Origin of the sequence: Roseitalea porphyridii (assembly GCF_004331955.1) — a bacterium.
GTDB classification, from domain to species: Bacteria; Pseudomonadota; Alphaproteobacteria; order Rhizobiales; family Rhizobiaceae; genus Roseitalea; species Roseitalea porphyridii.
Genome location: NZ_CP036532.1, coordinates 2,860,695 through 2,877,814, shown reverse-complemented (window position 1 = coordinate 2,877,814; position 17,120 = coordinate 2,860,695). Strand labels below are relative to the sequence as shown.

The 17,120-nt window shown below is 66.1% G+C and carries 16 protein-coding genes; 13 read left to right on the top strand and 3 right to left on the bottom strand.

From position 1 onward, the window contains the following. The first annotated feature begins 12 nt into the window (after positions 1–12). Positions 13–1,323 carry a coiled-coil domain-containing protein gene (locus E0E05_RS14020; protein ID WP_131617283.1) on the top strand — a complete coding sequence of 437 codons (1,311 nt, stop codon included), beginning with the start codon at positions 13–15 and terminating at the stop codon, positions 1,321–1,323. On the opposite strand, the gene E0E05_RS14015 is transcribed toward E0E05_RS14020, so the two are convergent. Genes E0E05_RS14015 through E0E05_RS14005 form a run of 3 tightly spaced genes read right to left on the bottom strand, consistent with a single transcriptional unit; the run spans position 1,315 to position 3,763 of the window. After that, entirely contained in the window at positions 1,315–2,154 is an 840-nt protein-coding gene (locus E0E05_RS14015) for a TrmH family RNA methyltransferase (protein ID WP_131617282.1), read from the bottom strand. The two genes, E0E05_RS14020 and E0E05_RS14015, sit on opposite strands and share 9 nt — an antisense overlap. Continuing rightward, the gene (locus E0E05_RS14010) at positions 2,151–2,990 is read right to left on the bottom strand and encodes an isocitrate lyase/PEP mutase family protein (RefSeq protein ID WP_131617281.1); all 840 of its coding nucleotides are present in this window, start codon (positions 2,988–2,990) and stop codon (positions 2,151–2,153) included. The genes E0E05_RS14015 and E0E05_RS14010 overlap by 4 nt, the downstream gene beginning before the upstream one ends. Beyond that, on the bottom strand, positions 2,987–3,763 hold the full coding sequence (locus E0E05_RS14005; RefSeq protein WP_131617280.1) for a HugZ family pyridoxamine 5'-phosphate oxidase: 777 nt from the start codon (positions 3,761–3,763) through the stop codon (positions 2,987–2,989). Before E0E05_RS14005 ends, E0E05_RS14010 begins: the two co-directional genes overlap by 4 nt. Positions 3,764–3,865: 102 nt before the next feature. Between E0E05_RS14005 and E0E05_RS14000 the strand changes: the two genes are divergently transcribed. From E0E05_RS14000 to E0E05_RS13945, 12 genes are all read left to right on the top strand, one after another. Continuing rightward, the gene (locus tag E0E05_RS14000) at positions 3,866–4,480 is read left to right on the top strand and encodes a thymidine kinase (RefSeq protein WP_131617279.1); all 615 of its coding nucleotides are present in this window, start codon (positions 3,866–3,868) and stop codon (positions 4,478–4,480) included. A gap of 96 nt (positions 4,481–4,576) precedes the next feature. Continuing rightward, the gene (locus E0E05_RS13995; RefSeq protein ID WP_131617278.1) at positions 4,577–5,665 is read left to right on the top strand and encodes a coiled-coil domain-containing protein; all 1,089 of its coding nucleotides are present in this window, start codon (positions 4,577–4,579) and stop codon (positions 5,663–5,665) included. A 54-nt stretch (positions 5,666–5,719) separates the two neighbouring features. Continuing rightward, entirely contained in the window at positions 5,720–6,841 is a 1,122-nt protein-coding gene (locus E0E05_RS13990; protein WP_131618048.1) for a hypothetical protein, read from the top strand. A 137-nt stretch (positions 6,842–6,978) separates the two neighbouring features. Continuing rightward, the gene (locus E0E05_RS13985) at positions 6,979–8,889 is read left to right on the top strand and encodes an AAA family ATPase (RefSeq protein ID WP_131617277.1); all 1,911 of its coding nucleotides are present in this window, start codon (positions 6,979–6,981) and stop codon (positions 8,887–8,889) included. A gap of 1 nt (position 8,890) precedes the next feature. After that, positions 8,891–9,244 (top strand): DUF2513 domain-containing protein, encoded by a 354-nt coding sequence (locus E0E05_RS13980; RefSeq protein WP_131617276.1) that lies wholly within the window; start codon positions 8,891–8,893, stop codon positions 9,242–9,244. A 99-nt stretch (positions 9,245–9,343) separates the two neighbouring features. Continuing rightward, on the top strand, positions 9,344–9,589 hold the full coding sequence (locus E0E05_RS13975; RefSeq protein WP_131617275.1) for a type II toxin-antitoxin system Phd/YefM family antitoxin: 246 nt from the start codon (positions 9,344–9,346) through the stop codon (positions 9,587–9,589). Continuing rightward, positions 9,586–10,008 (top strand): type II toxin-antitoxin system VapC family toxin, encoded by a 423-nt coding sequence (locus tag E0E05_RS13970; RefSeq protein ID WP_131617274.1) that lies wholly within the window; start codon positions 9,586–9,588, stop codon positions 10,006–10,008. The genes E0E05_RS13975 and E0E05_RS13970 overlap by 4 nt, the downstream gene beginning before the upstream one ends. Then, positions 10,005–11,288: a DUF6638 family protein gene (locus E0E05_RS13965; RefSeq protein WP_131617273.1), complete on the top strand. Its 1,284-nt coding sequence runs from the start codon at positions 10,005–10,007 to the stop codon at positions 11,286–11,288. The genes E0E05_RS13970 and E0E05_RS13965 overlap by 4 nt, the downstream gene beginning before the upstream one ends. Before the next feature lie 33 nt (positions 11,289–11,321). Next, positions 11,322–12,425, top strand: a complete 1,104-nt coding sequence (locus E0E05_RS13960) for a DUF2333 family protein (protein ID WP_131617272.1) — start codon at positions 11,322–11,324, stop codon at positions 12,423–12,425. A 219-nt stretch (positions 12,426–12,644) separates the two neighbouring features. Further along, positions 12,645–14,324 (top strand): formate--tetrahydrofolate ligase, encoded by a 1,680-nt coding sequence (locus tag E0E05_RS13955; RefSeq protein ID WP_131617271.1) that lies wholly within the window; start codon positions 12,645–12,647, stop codon positions 14,322–14,324. 247 nt (positions 14,325–14,571) lie between these two features. Next, positions 14,572–16,764: an anthranilate synthase component I gene (locus E0E05_RS13950; protein WP_131617270.1), complete on the top strand. Its 2,193-nt coding sequence runs from the start codon at positions 14,572–14,574 to the stop codon at positions 16,762–16,764. Between the two features lies 1 nt (position 16,765). Further along, the gene (locus E0E05_RS13945) at positions 16,766–17,083 is read left to right on the top strand and encodes a c-type cytochrome (protein WP_131617269.1); all 318 of its coding nucleotides are present in this window, start codon (positions 16,766–16,768) and stop codon (positions 17,081–17,083) included. The last annotated feature ends 37 nt before the right edge of the window (positions 17,084–17,120 follow it).

The window sequence follows — 17,120 nt, the reverse complement described above, 5'->3', positions numbered from 1 at the left end:
ATACCACGACCGTTGATTGAAGCGGGTCTTTATATCGCCGCCGGTTTTCTGGGCGCGGTGCTGATCGCGATGATGATCGCACCGGCGATCTGGCGCCGCGCTGTGTACCTGACACGGCGCCGCATAGAGCAGTCGGTGCCGCTGACCGTCAGCGAACTGCAGGCCGACAAGGACCGGCTGAGGGCCGAACATGCCGTCGCCGAGCGGAAGCTGGAGGTGGCGCTGCGCAAGCAGCGCGAATTGGCGACCCGCCAGGCCGGCCAGATCAGCGACCTGATCGAAACGCTCAAGGTGCGCGACGAGACCATCGCGGCCCGAGAGGCGATGATCGGCGAACTCAACGGGCGGATCGACGAACTCGGCGAAAGTCTCGGCCGCACCGAGGCCGAACTGATCGCAACCCAGCTCGATCTCGACACCACCAACGTGTCGCTGAACGCGCGCTCGGCGGAACTGGAAAGCACGGCGCGCCAGAAGGCCGAGACCGAGCGCAAGCTGGCCGATGCCCAGGCCCGGATCGAGGACCAGACCCGGCAGATCGGATCGCTCGAGGACCGGGTCGGCGAGCTGCGCGAGAAGCTGCGCGCGCAGCAGGCGCTGGTGCGGACCACACGTTCGGAGGCCAGACAGGCGGCCGAACTTCTGAAGACCGAGCGGGCCCGCGCGGCCGAACTCGACCAGCGCCACGAGCGCACGATCCAGCAGGCGACCGATCTGGAGGAAAAGCTCGCCCGGCGCGAAAAGGAGATCGCGCGGCTGCGCGACATGCGGGCCGGCGAAGAGGCCGACCTGCAGGAGATCGAACAGCGCGCGCTGGACGCCGAGGCCGAGCGCGCCGCGCTCGAAGAGGAACTGGGCGAGATGACCGTCCGTTTCGGCCGGCTGTCCAAGCTCCTGGGCGATCGCGAGCCCGAAGCGGTGCTCGCCGGCTACGACGCGCGGATCGCCCGGCTCGAGACCGACCTCAAGACCGAACGGCAGCGGACGGCGCGTCTGACCGCCGGGGACGATGGTGATGGCGCCGGATCGGAAGGCGATGCGGTGCTGCGCGAGCAGATCGCCGCGCTGGCCGCCGAGATCGTCAACATGGCTTCGCTGCTGGAGGGTGAGGCCTCGCCGATCCCGGCCCTGATCGCCGAGGCGGACACCGGTGAAACCGACGGCCCGCCCAGCCTTGCCGCGCGCATCCAGGCATTGCAGCGCCGCGCCGCCGATCTCACGGGCGGCGGTTCGGCGCCTCAACGCGAAAAGCCGGCGCGGACGAACGAGGCCGATCGGGACGGAGCGGAGGCGCGGCAGCGCGCCGAAAGCGTCTCAGGCTGATCGCGGTCCCGATGCGCCTTTGCGGCGCACCCGCACATGATGCAGCACGAGCGCCGCGCACGTCGCCACGTTGAGGCTGTCGAAACCGTTGGCCATGGCGATGCGCAGGGTCCGGGTCCGGTCCAGGATCGGACCGGGCAGGCCCGGCCCTTCCGTACCCAGCACCAGCGCCGCGCGGGCCGGGGGCTCCCAGTCCTCGAGCGCCGATGCGCCGGCCGGTGACAGCCCCGTCAGGGTGAATCCGGCCGCTGCGAGCCAGTCGACCATCGCATCGGCGGTTTCGAACCGGTGCCACGGCACGGTCAGCATGCCGCCCACCGAAACGCGGATCGCCTTGCGGTAAAGCGGGTCGCAGCTCTGCGCGTCCATCAGCACCGCATCGGCGCCCAGCGCGGCCGCGTTGCGGAAGATGGCGCCCATATTGTCATGGTTGGAAAGGCCGCAAAGCGCGACGACGGTGCGCCAGTTCCCGGCGGTCTCGGGCTCGGGCGGCGTATCGGCATCGGCCCGCCGGTGGCCGACGGCGAGCACGCCGCGATGCATCGGAAATCCGGCGATCGCGTCCATCACGTCCGGTGCTGCGACATGGACCGGCACGTCGGCGGGCAGGCTCGCGAGAATGCCTGCGACGCCGGCCAGCCGGCTCTCGAGGATCAGCGCGCTTTCGATGGTAAACCGCCGCTGACCGGCGAGCACGCGCAGCACGCTCGTCCCCTCGGCGATGAAACGCTTGCCGCCGCGCACGAGATCGCGTTCGCGGATCGCGCGATAGGGCGCGATGCGCGGGTCCGCGGGATCGGTGACGCGGATCGCCGGCCGGCTTTCGATCATTCGGGCGCGCCGGCCCCGGTGATCAGCAGATCGTCGATGGTATCGCCCGGTATGCCGTTGGAAAGCTGTGAGAAATCGCCATGGCCGATGATCGCGCGGGTGGCGTCGACGATCACCTTGTGGGTCAGCCGCGCCATCGCCGAGCCGATCGAGACGCGGCGCACGCCGGCGGCCGCGAACTGCTCCAGCGTCACCGACGTGAAGGGTCCGGCGGCAAGCGCGTTGACCGGTTTTTCGACCGACGCGGCGATGCGTTCGAGCGCCGCCATGTCCGGCGGCAGCGGCACGTAGAGAAGATCGGCGCCTGCGTCCTCGAAGGCGCGGATGCGGCGGATCGCTTCGTCGGTGTCGTAATGGCCGTTCATGACGCCGTCGGCGCGGGCGCAAAGAACGAAGGGCCGTCCGAGCGCACGGGCGGCGCTGGCGGCGGCGCGGATGCGCTCGACCGCCAGATCGAACGGGTAGGGCGGATTTCCGCCGACCATCTGCGTGTCCTCGATCGAACAGCCCGAAAGGCCGACCTCGCCGGAAAGCTGCACGGTCAGCGCCACCTCGCCCGGACTGTCGCCGAAGCCGTTCTCGAAATCGCCGCTGACCGGCAGGGGCGTCGCCGCGATAAGGTCCTGGGCGTGGGCGAGCGCCTCGTCGCGCGTCACCCGGCCCATGTCCGGGCGGCCCAGCGTGAAGGCATGGCCGGCGCTGGTGGTCGCCAGCGCCCTGGCGCCGCAGGCCGCCATCAGCCGCGCCGAGCCGATGTCCCACGGGTTCGGAATGGCAAAGCAGCCGGACTGGTGCAGCGCCTCGAAGGCGGCGTGGCGTTCGGCAAGATCGGTCATCGGTCGCTGTCTCCCATGGCGCGGGCGGTGTCGGCCATCTGTTTGAGCACGGTGCGCAATTGCGCGGCGTCGGCAAGTGGTTTGGGATAGAAGATGCGGGTCCGACGGTCGCCGTCGCCCAGATCCATGCCTTCGGAATCGAGCGTCAGCAACTGCCAGCCGCCGGGTTTCTGGCGGCCCAGCCGTTCGGCATAGAGCGCGATTGCCTCGGCATGGTCGGCGTTCATGTGGGCGACCGCGCCATGCTCGAGCGCCGCGACGCCCTCGACGTCGCCCGAAGGCGCCAGATCGTCGGCGGTCAGATTGTAGGCCTTGCCGAACCCGCCATTGAGGCTGGCGGACCGGATCGTGAGCCGGAAGAAGGCGAAATCGCCGAAATCGACGTAAAGCTCGGCCTTGGGATGGCGCGCAAGATGCCGCCGGCGGATGCGGGCATGGGTGTCGGTGCCGCGCCCGATCGGTTCGGCCAGCGTCGTCAGCGTGATGCGCGGATGGGCGAGCGGATCGCCCTTGCCGGGCTCGCCGACAAGCAGCGCGGTTCTCGGTTCGTCGACCATCGCGCCCAGATGCGCCGAAAGGGCCGAGACAAGCACCACGGGCGTGCCGTCGCAATCGGTCGAAAGCTGCACCCGGCTCGCGGCGGGAAAGCCGCCCGCGTCGGCCGGAAGCGTTGCGAGCGCCCCATGGCGCGCGGTGGCGATCAGCGTCTTGGCGAGGCGGATCGCTTCTTCGTCCGTGTCGCGGATGACCTTCTTTTCGGGCGTGTCGTTCATGTCCCTAGCCTGTTGAGAACGGTCCGGCGTGCGTGGCACCGGCCGCGTTGCTGGTCTATCCCAAGATGCGGTCCGGGAACAGGATGATGGTGGCGGCGCGCGATGGCCAAGCTCTATTTCCACTATTCGGCGATGAATGCGGGCAAGTCGACCATGCTGCTGCAGGCCTCGCACAATTATCGCGAGCGGCACATGACGACGCTCCTGTTCACGGCAAAGCTCGACGACCGCGCCGGCGCCGGCCGCATCGCCTCCCGGATCGGCCTTGGCGACGAGGCGCTCACCTTCGGGCCCGAAGACGATCTGCACGCGATCGTCGCCGACCACCTGGCCCGCTCGCCGGTGCATTGCGTGTTCGTTGACGAGGCGCAGTTCCTTTCCGAGGACCAGGTCTGGCAGCTCGCCCGGGTCGCCGACCGGCTGGGCGTGCCGGTGATGGCCTACGGCCTGCGCACGGACTTTCAGGGCAAGCTGTTTCCGGGTTCGCTGGCGCTGCTGGCGATCGCCGACAGCCTGCGCGAGGTACGCACCATCTGCCGGTGCGGGCGCAAGGCGACGATGGTCGTCCGGCTCGGCCCCGACGGCAAGGTGGTGCGCGAGGGCGATCAGGTGGCGATCGGCGGCAATGACCGGTACGTGTCGCTGTGCCGCCGGCACTGGGAAGAGGAGATGGGCCGCATCGCCGCAGAGGACATGATCGGCTTCGCCGCCGAGTAGCGCCGGCAGGCGCCCGCAGCGCTTGACCGGAAGCCGACTTTCAATTGTCATCGACCCCGCTTATATGCCGCTTGCGGCGCAAACGGGGGTTGGTCCATGGCCACTTTGCAGAACTTCGACCAGGAAATCGAAAAGACCAAACAGGCGGTCGAGGACATGCAGTCCAAGATCAACCAGTCGAGCAACGTGCTCGACCGGCTTGCCCAGGCGGATGCTACGGTGGGCGACGCCGATTTCGACATCGAGAACGCCCGCATCCAGGACGTTCTGAACCAGCAGAAGGTGATGGAAGCCAACATCGCCGACCTGATCATCGGGCTCGAGGACGCGACCAACGTGTTCGGCCAGGAATTCGAGTCGATGAAGTCGCACACGACGTGGGAGAGCATCGTCGGCCTGTTCTCCAAGCAGCGCATGCAGCGGATGCGCTCGGAGCGGGTGCGCAACAAGTCGCTGGCCGGCAATCTGCAGGAACTGCTGACCAAGTCGGACACGATCGTCGGCATCCTCGAAGGCCAGCGCAAGATCCTCGACGAGCGCTACGAATCCTCCGAGACCAGCCTGCGGCAGGTGCTCGAACGGCGCACCGCGACGATGGAAGAACTCGAAAAGACGCAAAAGCGCATCGAGGAACTCAACCCGATGCTGCTCGACATCGAAAACAGGATCGCCGCCTCGACCAACCAGAAGGAACGGTCGGAACTGGAGGGCGAACGCTCCGAACTCGCCACCGAATATAACGAGATGCAGGCGCGCGAGCAGACCCTGCTCGCCGAAAGCCAGACGCTGGAACGCTACACCTCGATGTTCCAGACCTTCGTTGACTCGCTCAACAACCAGAAGGCGGCCCAGTCGACGCTGATCAACAAGCTGACGATCGACACCGAACAGCGCATCGTTCTCTACAAGGCGCTCGAGGACTCGCTGAAGACCGCCGCGCAGCAGGACGTCGCCCACAAGATCAACACGCTGGGCAGCCAGGTGGACACGGCGGCCGAGACGACCATGGCCGGCATCGGCGCGGCGGCGCAGAGCCACATCGCCGACCTTCTGGAGATGCACGAAAAGAACATGGGCGCGACCCAGGATATCCAGCGCCGCAAGAAGCTGGCCGACGAGGCGTTCGCGCGGCGGTTCGAAGAGGTGCTCGCCAGGCACAATGCCGCCGACTATGTGCGGCAGTAGCGCGGCGGGAGCGCGCCGGTGAGCCGGACCACCCACGCGGCTTCAGGCCCGGTGATGCGCTATTTCGCCTCGATCGACGCGGCGCTCGACGGACTCGACGTGTTCCTTCGCGACGACAGTTCGCCCCTCTATCAGCACGAACTCGTCGCGCGCACGGTGGTGCCCTATCTGGCGCGGCTTGGCGCTTCGTTCGACAGCTGGCGCAACCGGCTGGACTTTGCCTCGAAATTCCGCATCTCGCGGGCCGACAGCGGCTTTCCGGTGTTCCAGAACGTGCTCGAACTGGAAAAGGACCGGCGCAGCGCCGCCTCGCGCCTTGCCGCCATTCCCGAGCCGGCCGCGCTGCGGGCCGACATGGCCGACTTCATACTGCGCCACAAGGCGTTCCCAAAGGAACTGCAGGACCGGCTCGCCGAGCGGCTCTATCTCGAGACGATCGAGAACGGCGAGTTCTTCACGCCCTTCGTGCTGCCCGAGACAATCAAGGTCTCGGTCAATCCGAAGACGAAACGTCCCTTCTACGTGACCCATTGGGGCGTCTTCGACGGGACGGCGACGCTGCCGATGATCTATTCGGCGGTGATCGAGGATTCGGCGCCCGACATGGTCGAGACGCTGGTCGGCAAGGACGGCAAGCTGAACCGGGACGTCGACATTCCGCTGCCCGTGGGCGGGCTCCTCAACCCGGAACTGGCGCGCCGCTTCGACCAGTGGGCCGAGGCCAATTCGAGCTATTCGCTGACCCCGGCGACGGTCGCCGCGAACATGGACGAGGAGTTCGAGACGCTCCACCCCACCCAGCTTCGGCGCATCGTGCTCGGCCCGTTCTATTCGGCCGGCATAACCCAGAACAACGACACGGTGTCGATCATCCTGGACAAGGTGGGCGAAGCCGAAAACGCCTGGCTGCTGAGCTGGACGATTCAGGACATCTATTCCAAGCACGAGCGGCCGGGCCGCAAGGGGCTGTGGTCGTCGACGCCGGCGCGGCAGGAATATCACATCGAGACCAACGATCTCGAAGCGGCGCGGATGGGCGTTTCGACCTTCGAGAAGCACGCGCTGATCCCGCACGAGGCCTACCAGGCGCTCTACGCCGCCGGCCAGGCCGACAAGGTCTTCGCCGGCTACAAGACGCACATCATTTCCGGAAAGCACGTGATTTCGGATGTTTGAGGGAAGGGCAGACCGCACCCTCATCCTGAGGTTCGAGCAAACATCCCTTGTCCTTCGAGGCTCGCTGCGCTCGCACCTCAGGATGAGGGATGTTTGCGAGCCTCGAAGGGCGAGGGTGCGGGGCGAGGAGCACTGACATGGACACCGGCCTGACGCTGATCGACGAGAAGGACATCGAGGGCCACCGGCCGACCGCGCAGTCGCTGGTGACGCGGTTCGTGGTGCTGGAGAAGACCGACGGGCGGTCGCGCACCGAACTGGCCGGCACCGGGCGGCGGTTCGTGTCGACCGTGTCGACCGCCGGTGCCCGGCGCACGCGCGAGGTGGAACTGGCAAGGGCGATCGCGGCGATCCGCCCGGACGACGCGATGCTGTCGCCGGCCCAGCACGGGCTTCTTTACCACGCCCGGCGCGGGGCGGCGGTCGCGCTCGCAATCGGCGACATGTTCGGCCGGCAGACCGATCTGGAATCGCTGAAATCGCGCAACGCCACCGCGCCGCTCGAAGGGGACGATGCCAACCGGTTCCGCTCGCTTCTGGGGGCGTCGGCCTATGTGTCGGCCTTCGCGCTCGCCGCCTACCTGTTGCAGATGCTCGAAACCGATACCGAGCCGGGCGAGGACCTTGCCGAGCCGGACTATGATTTCGACACGCCGCAGGATGCGGTCAAATCGGTGCTGGCCGGGCTCGCCGCGGCGATCGAGGGTGCGCCGGACGATGTCGCCATGGGCCAGCGCGCCAAGGCGTTCGCGCGCGTTGCCGTCGAGGGGCTGTTGAAACGCAAGGGCCGGTTCGACGCGCTCGGGGCGTTCGAGGACAGCCATGTGCGCGTCGAGAAGGACGATTTCACGCTCGACGGGTTCGACGTGGCGCCGGGCGCGCGGCGCAAGCCGCTGACCATGACCTTCAAGAAGCCCGAGGAGATCATCGGCAACCACATCGCCAAGTACCAGGCGATGAAGCTCGCCAAGATGCTCGTGTGCTACGATTTCGAGCGCCAGCTCAACCCGTTCGTCGATCTGGGCGGGTTCGTCTTCACCTTCATCGGCGACGGAGCGCCGGGCACCGGCAAGACGATCCTGATCCAGATGATCGCCGGGCTGGTCAACGATTACTGCCAGGTGGCGGGCTATCCGTTCCACTACGAGAATTTCGGCGTCGACCAGATTTCGTCCTACCAGGGCAAGTCGGGCCAGAACTGCAAGCAGTTCGTCCAGAACGTGCTCGATCCGCGCGCCATCGGCTTCGGCACGATCGACGATATCGACCAGGTGGCCGCGCGCCGCTCGGACGACCGCGCCTCGGCCGGCCAGCAGGAGGTGACGGCGGTGCTGATGGAGAGTTTCGCCGGCGCGATGACCGTGGTGCGCGGCAATTGCGCGTTCGGCATGTTCTCCAACCATCCCGAGAATGTCGACGACGCGCTGCGCCAGCGGGCCGGCGCGCGCTGGCTGGTCGACGGACCGCAGACGCGCAACGACTATATCGACATCTTCCACCTGCTCGCGGGAAAGAACCACGCCATTCCGCTGGGCGATCATGAGCTTTATGCCGACCAGCAGATCAGGTACGCGGTGCGCGCCGCCTATGAGGGGCACGAAAAGCCGGCCGAGGAGGGGCTGCTCAACATCTACGACCGGTTCGTTTCGACCCATGGCGAACCGAAGACCATCGCCGATATCGGCACCTATCTGCACATGATCAAGGAGGTCGAGCCGCGTTTCACCGGCCGGGCGATCAAGAACGTGACCGATGCGATCAAGATGCGGGCGATGGACATCGAACTGCCCGACGAATGGTTCGAGGCGCCCGAGACGTTCCTGCACAAGCCCTATGACGACAAGCGCGCCATGATCGCCGATCTGCGCGAGCCGTTCACCATCGACATGGTGATGCAGGAGATCAACCGCTACGCCGACAGCGAATTCCGCTACTCGGACAAGGCCGACGATGCGGCCGTCGCCGAGATCGTCCGCCGCCAGCGGCAGACCGAACGCGCCATGCGCGAGATCGCAGAGCGGAAGGAGCGGGGGGATTGGGGGGGTTGAGATGAAGCGGGATATGGATTTGATCCGTGAAGTGCTACTTCAGATCGAAGATGGTTGTGACGCGTTCGACTACGATGAGTTCGAGGGCGAAGCCGACTACCTCGAGTATCAGCTTGTCCTACTTCGTGATGCAGGCTTCATCGATGCACACCTCCTCGATTCATCTTGCGCAATCAATAAGATCACTTGGGATGGCCACGATTTCCTCGATAGCGTTCGCGATCCGGAAATCTGGCGCAAGACCAAAGACGGCGCGGCTGCGGCGGGCGGTTTCACAGTCGAGCTTCTGGGAGAGTTGGCCAAAGGGCTGATCAAGACCAAGATCAAACAGCACACCGGGATCGACGTTCAGTAGTCACGCCAAAATCTCCCGTTCCACGGCCTCTACCAAAAATGCGCCGTGCCCGGCCCACGGTTTTATGCTAGGCTAGACTAGCCAGAATTGGAGAGTTCGATGGAACGTGTTGGAACATATGACGCACGCAATCGTCTCAGTGAGCTGATCGACATGGCCGAGCGCGGTGAGGAAGTGATTATCACGCGCCACGGTAAGCCCGTGGCCAAGCTCGTGAAGGCTGAAGCCGATGATGATCAAGTTCGAAGGGCTGAAGCAGCAGTGCAGTGGATTTTTGACAATCGCGGCGACAACTCGCTGGGTGACCTCAGCGTCAAAGACCTGATTGAAGAGGGGCGGCATTGACGATTGTCGTTGATGCGTCAGTGATATTTGCTTGGCAATTTCCCGACGAGGATGGTGGTCGCGTTGAGCCGATCGTGCGCTCAATACCACGCCGAGGCTGCCTGGTACCCTCCCATTGGCATGCCGAGATCGCCAACGGCTTCGCCCTGGCTGTTCGACGTAATCGCATGAGCGCGGCCTACCGCGATGGCGCATTGCACAGCCTAACTCAGTTGCCAATTGAGGTTGATCGCGAGAGCAGCTTGGCACTTTGGTCCGACGTTCAACGTTTGTGCGACGCGTCCGGTCTGACGGCCTACGATGCGGGATATCTGGAACTCGCCTTGAGGCACGGGCTGGCGTTGGCGACGCTCGACCGTCAACTTGCGAGAGCGGCCGCCGCCCGTAGTGTCGAGCTATTGGGCCTGTCACCCCCATGAAACGCCTTTATGAAAACGCGCTGATCTACGGTCGGCTGTTCACCGTCGACCGGCCGCATCTGGTCGAGCGCTACAACCAGGCGCTGCGGGCATTTCGACTGCCGGCGACCTCGCTTGACAGCTTCGATATCGACCGCACCGGCTTTTCGCCGCAGGTGGCCCGCGAACTGGACGATTTCGACTATCTCGATCCGGCCGGCATCAACCGGCGCTTCATCATCCTGACACCGGCGCAGGCGAGCCTGCCGGTGGTCCACACGCGCTTTTCCAACACCGGCGGGCTGATGCACGAATTCTACACGGCCAATGCCCGCGCCATCCATGCGCTCACGATCAAGGACGTGATCTACGGCGAGATCGAGGACAATGTGTCGGCGATCGAGGACATCGAGGACCTTCTTTCGATCGAGCAGGTCGAGTTCAAGGTGCTGTCGGCCGAGAACGTGCTCGCCAAGGCGGCCGAACTGCGCACGCTGGTCGACCGGCTGAAATCGGAGCCCGATGCCTGGCGCGACGATGCAATGCTCGAGCGCATGGTGGAACTGGCCCGGACGACGGGCGACATCCGCTCGAACCGGATGGTGCCCGACCAGGTGGTGTTCCGCCACAGCGCCTTCTGGACCTCGCATTTCGGCGGCACCTATGTCTTCGTCGACGACAAGATGACGACCGTCATCTCCGACCCGAGGGCGCCGGGCTTTCGCCGCTCGCGTCCCTGGCAGGTCAGCTATCTCGACAGGAACGACCATGCGCGCGTGTTCCGCTTCCTGTCGCGGTCGGGCCGGATCGAACTGCCGAGCGCGGCGTGGCTGGAAGGCAGCGGCTTTCTCGACCACCGCATCGACATGACGCTGAAGGACCTGATGCACCGGATCGATCCGGCAGCGGACCTCGCCACCGCCGATCCCGTGATGATGCAGACCTTTCTCGCCCGCAACGCCGGGCCGATCCGCGCCGACGGCGTCTACCCGTTCCTGAACGCGGCGCGGCGCGAACTGTCGCGCACCGGGCGCATCGACATCCGCGACGTGCCCGACACGCTGCGTTTCCAGCTCGTGCGCGGCAAGCCCGACCATCCCGACGTTTGGCTGACCAACCGTCTGATCAGCGAATATGTGCCGGCCGACTTCGTTACCCGCTACGTGTTCAACAAGCAGGGCTTCTACGACGACTACGAGGGCTGGGCCGATGGCTGGCGTGCCTTCGTTGTGGAGACGCTCAAAAACGCCTATCTGTCGGACAAGCCAGCCTTGCGCGCCCGGCTCTTCGGCCTGCCGTGAACGGTCGCGCGACACAATGAACGGAGCCCGCCGATGCTTGACCCGGTGATCGACTTCTTCCGGCGCGTCTTTGCCGCCATCGGCCAGGGAATCGGCGTCCTCGTTTCCTGGATCGTCTGGCCGTTCGCCGCCTTCTGGGCCTGGCTCGGCGGCAGGGGCTGGATGGTCAAGATACCCGTCTTCGCGATCCTGATCGCGCTGGTGATCGGCTATGGCTACCTTCTCTACATCACCCAGTTCTGGCGCAGCGACGATCCCGCCTACGCGACGCGGCTGGACTATTCGGAGGTCACCGTCAGCGCCGGCGAGACGCGCCAGGACGGAACCTGCCAACCCTCGGCAATGGTCGAGGTGACGGCCGACCTGATCGACAGGAACGTCAATCAGGACACCTGGGTGCCGTCCAATCCGCTGCACAAGGCCGGCTTCTTCTTCGTGCTCGACTGGAACGACACACCGTTCCTCGACAACAAGGCGGCCTTCCAGCTTGGCACCAACCAGGCGATCCGGCGGACGGCGGTGGAGCTGGTCGACCGGCTCGGCCGCGTGCGTGGCACCGACTCGATCAACATGAACCTTCAGATGGCGCGCGAGGCGGCCAACTATCGCGAGGACGCCTGGTATCTGACCTTCAGCCCGCCCTTCCTGCAGCCGTCGACATCGGCGCGCCTGCGCGACGCGCGCCAGAACCTTCTGGCCTTCAACCGGGAACTGGCCAGTTGCGATGCGCGCTTCGATGCGCGCGCCGACAATCTGCTGCAGTTCCTCGACCGGGTGACGGCGGATATCGGTTCCACCTCGGAGATCCTGCAGCGCCGCATGGAAGCGGCGAGCTTTTTCGGCTTCGATGCGCGCGCCGACGACCGGTTCTGGTTCACCTACGGCCAGCTCTATGCCTATCACGGCATCCTGACGGCGGCGCGCAGCGACTTCCGCGAAGTGTTCGAGCAGCGCAATCTTGAAGGCCTGTGGCAGCGGGTGGACGAACAGCTTGTCAGCGCGCTGCAGGTGCGACCGCCCTTCATCGCCAACGGCAGCGCGTCGAGCCTGGTCAAGTCGCATCTTGAATCGATCGGCTTCGACCTCTTGCGCGTGCGTTCGAACCTGGTCGAGATGCGCGACGTGCTCGACCGGTAGGCCCGTCCTTCGAGGCTCGCTTTGCTCGCACCTCAGGATGAGGGTGTCGGGGCTCGCTTAGCTCGTACCGCGCGATGAGGCCGATGGAGGCTCGTGCGGGGCCCGTGTCGCATTTGGCCTAGCGAAGGGCCGTATTGCGATTGCGTGGCGTCCCGCCCCCGGCGATCAATGGCCCGGCGCGGGGAAGGCCATCCCCGCCATCACGACGGGGGGAGCCTGATGGCCGAATTCAAGACCGATATCGAGATCGCCCGCGCGGCGAACAAGAAACCGATCGCCGAGATCGGCGCCAGCCTCGGCATTCCGGCCGATGCGCTTCTGCCCTACGGGCACGACAAGGCGAAGGTCTCCGGCGACTTCATCAAGTCCGTGCGGGACCGCGAGGACGGCAAGCTGGTGCTGGTCACCGCGATCAATCCGACGCCGGCCGGCGAGGGCAAGACGACGACCACGGTGGGCCTTGGCGACGGGCTCAACCGGATCGGCAAGAAGACCGCCATCTGCATCCGCGAGGCCTCGCTGGGGCCCTGCTTCGGCGTCAAGGGCGGGGCGGCCGGCGGCGGCTACGCGCAGGTGGTGCCGATGGAGGACATGAACCTTCACTTCACCGGCGATTTCCACGCCATCACGGCGGCGCACAACCTGCTCGCGGCGATGATCGACAACCACATCTACTGGGGCAACGAACTGGAGATCGACATCCGGCGCGTCGTCTGGCGCCGGGTGGTCGACATGAACGACCGGGCGCTGCGCGAAATCGTGCTGTCGCTTGGCGGGGCGGCGAACGGCTTTCCGCGCGAAGGCGGGTTCGACATCACGGTCGCATCCGAGGTGATGGCGATCCTTTGTCTTTCGACCGACATCAACGATTTGGAGGAACGGCTGGGGCGCATCATCGTCGCCTACCGTCGCGACAAGAGCCCGGTCTATTGTCGCGACCTGAACGCGCAAGGGGCGATGACCGTGCTGCTCAAGGACGCCATCGAGCCGAACCTGGTGCAGACGCTCGAGAACAACCCGGCCTTCGTCCATGGCGGGCCGTTCGCCAACATCGCCCATGGCTGCAACTCGATCATGGCGACGACGACCGCGCTCAAGCTGGCCGACTATGTCGTCACCGAGGCGGGCTTCGGCGCCGACCTTGGCGCCGAGAAGTTCTTCGACATCAAGTGCCGCAAGGCGGGGCTGAAACCCGATGTGGCGGTGATCGTCGCCACCGTGCGCGCGCTGAAGATGAATGGCGGCGTCGCCCGTGAAGACCTTGGCACCGAGAACGTGGAGGCGGTCGCGAAGGGCTGCGCCAACCTTGGCCGGCACATCGAGAACGTGCGCCAGTTCGGCGTGCCGTCGGTGGTCGCGATCAACCATTTCCATTCCGACACGGACGCCGAGCTTGAGGCGATCATGGACTATGCCCGGTCGATGGGCTCGGAAGCCATCGTCTGCCGGCACTGGGCGGACGGGTCGGCCGGCATCGAGGACCTGGCCCACAGAGTGGTCGAACTCGCCGAAGCCGGCGCGTCGCAGTTCGCCCCGCTCTATGGCGACGACGTGGCGCTGTTCGAGAAGATCGAGACGATCGCCAAGCGCATCTACCGGGCCGAGGAGGTGATTGCCGACAAGGCGATCCGCGACCAGCTCCGCGCCTGGGAAGCGGCCGGCTATGGCGATCTGCCGATCTGCATGGCCAAGACGCAGTATTCGTTCACCACCGATCCGCTCGTGCGCGGCGCGCCGACCGGCCACACCGTGCCGATCCGCGAGGTGCGCATCTCGGCCGGGGCGGGCTTTATCGTCGTGATCACCGGCGCGATCATGACCATGCCCGGCCTGCCGCGCGCGCCGTCGGCGGAGGTGATCCGCTTCAACGACGAGGGGCTGATCGAGGGCCTGTTCTGACCTCGGGGCGGGGCGGGGTTGCGGGGCCGGGGCGGCGGCGTGCCGGTCGCTCCGTCCTGTCCCATTTGCCGATTGCCATCGGCCTCAAGCCCGGCTAGTTTGCCGCCCATGACGATGATCGATGCACAGGCTTGGTGGTGGGCTTCGCTTTAGGCGGGGGTCTTCACGCATGTCTGGCTGACAACCGCCCGTTTCGCCGAGGCGGTTTTTTTGTGTCCGCCGGTGGCGGGCACGAAGGGACGAGACGATGAACATGCAGACAATGCCCGGCGATGCCGCCGACAGCTATGTCACGGCGGGAGGCGTGCGCGTCGAGCGGCGCCAGGAACCGGCCGACTACGCCACCGCGATCGATGCGATGATGGACGCGCTCGACGACCGGATCGGCGCGGTGCTGTCGTCGAACTACGAATATCCCGGCCGCTACACGCGCTGGGACACCGGCATCGTCGACCCGCCGGTGATGATCTCGGCCCGCAAGCGGCAGATGCGCATCGAGGCGCTTGCCCCGCGCGGCGCGCCGCTGGTGGCGATGATCGCGGCCGCGCTCGAAGGACATGAGCATATCCTCTCCGCCGAGCATCAGGACGCCGCGCTCGATCTGGTCATCGCCGAACCGGCGGAGATCGTCGCCGAGGAGGACCGTTCGCGCGCCCCTTCGGTGTTCTCGGTCCTGCGCACGATCGTCCGGCATTTCTCCTCGCCCGAAGACGAGGATCTGGCCCTGTTCGGAGCGTTCGGCTACGACATCGCCTTCCAGTTCGACCCCGTCGAGGAGAAGCTGCCGCGCGATCCGGGCCAGCGCGATCTGGTGCTGTTCTTTCCCGACCGCATCCTGGTCGCCGACAACCATTCGGCGCGCGCATGGGTCGATGTCTACGAGTTCTCGACGGACGGTGTGACGACCGCCGGCATAGCGCGGGCCGAAACGCCGGCCCCGTTCGAGGCGACCGAAACGATCCCGCCGCGCGGCGATCACGAACCGGGCGAATATGCGCGGCTGGTCGACAGGGCGCGCCAGCGCTTTGCCTGCGGCGACCTGTTCGAGGTGGTGCCGGGGCAGATGTTCTACGAGCGGGTGGAATCCAGGCCCTCGGCCATTGCGCGCCGGCTGAAGGCGACCAACCCCGCGCCGTACTCGTTCTTCATGAATCTGGGCCGCAACGAGTTTCTCGTCGGCGCCTCGCCGGAGATGTTCGTGCGGGTGACCGGGCGGCGCATCGAGACCTGCCCGATCTCGGGCACGATCGCGCGCGGGGCCGACGCGATCGCCGATTCCGAGCAGATCCTCAAGCTGCTCAACTCGAAGAAGGACGAGAGCGAGCTGACCATGTGCTCGGACGTCGACCGCAACGACAAGAGCCGGGTGTGCGAACCGGGCTCGGTGCGGGTCATCGGCCGACGGCAGATCGAGATGTATTCGCGGCTGATCCACACGGTCGACCATGTGGAGGGGCGGTTGCGCGAGGGCATGGACGCGTTCGACGGCTTTCTCAGCCACGCTTGGGCGGTGACGGTGACCGGTGCGCCCAAGCTGTGGGCCATGCGCTTCATCGAGAACAACGAGAAGAGCCCGCGCGCCTGGTATGGCGGCGCGATCGGCATGGTCAAGTTCAACGGCGACATGAACACCGGCCTGACGCTACGCACCATCCAGATACGCGACGGCATCGCGGCGGTGCGGGCCGGGGCGACCCTGCTGTTCGATTCCGATCCGGACGCCGAGGAGGCCGAGACCGAACTGAAGGCCTCGGCGCTGCTGGCGGCGATCCGTGAATCCGGCAAGTCCAACGTGGATGCCGGACCGCGTCAGGCGCGGCGCGTCGGCGAGGGCATGCGCATCCTGCTCGTCGATCACGAGGACAGTTTCGTGCACACGCTGGCGAACTATTTCCGCCAGACCGGCGCCGAGGTCCGCACGGTGCGCTCGCCGGTGCGCGAGGCGGTGCTGGACGATTACGCGCCCGATCTGGTGGTGCTGTCGCCGGGTCCGGGCCTGCCGAAGGATTTCGACTGCAAGGCGACGATCAGGAAGGCGCGGGCGCGCGATCTGCCGATCTTCGGCGTGTGCCTTGGCCTGCAGGCGCTGACCGAGGCCTATGGCGGCCAGCTTCGCCAGCTCGGCTATCCGATGCACGGCAAGCCTTCGCGCATCCGCGTGCACGAGGCCGGCCGGGTGTTCGCCGACCTGCCGCGCGAGATCGTCGTCGGCCGCTATCATTCGATCTTCGCCGATCCCTCGCGCCTGCCCGACGATTTCCTGGTCACCGCCGAGACCGAGGACGGTATCGTGATGGGCATCGAGCATCGAAGCGAGCCCGTCGCCGCGGTCCAGTTCCACCCCGAGTCGATCATGACGCTGGGCGGCGATGCCGGCATGAAGATGATCGAGAACGTGGTGGGGCGGCTCGTCGACGCCCGGAACCGCACGGAGAGCTAGCATGCGGGTTCGGTGGTTTGCCGTCACGGCCCTGACCGCGCTGGCCGCGAGCGTCGGCGCTCCGGCCCTGGCGCAGGACTATGGCCGCGCGCTCGTCGAGACCAATTGCGCCGAATGCCACGCGATCGGCGTCCACGACGAGAGCGCCCATGAAGAGGCGCCGCCGTTCCGCGGCCTGCTCAGGCGTTACCCGGTGGACGCGCTTGAAGAAGCGTTTGCGCAAAGCATCGTCACCGGTCACCCGGACATGCCGGAGTTCGTCGCAACGCCCGAACAGATCGACGCGATCATCGGCTATATCGCGGCGATCCAGCGGTGAGGACGGGCTTGTCATCGTCGGCAAGCTGACCTACAGA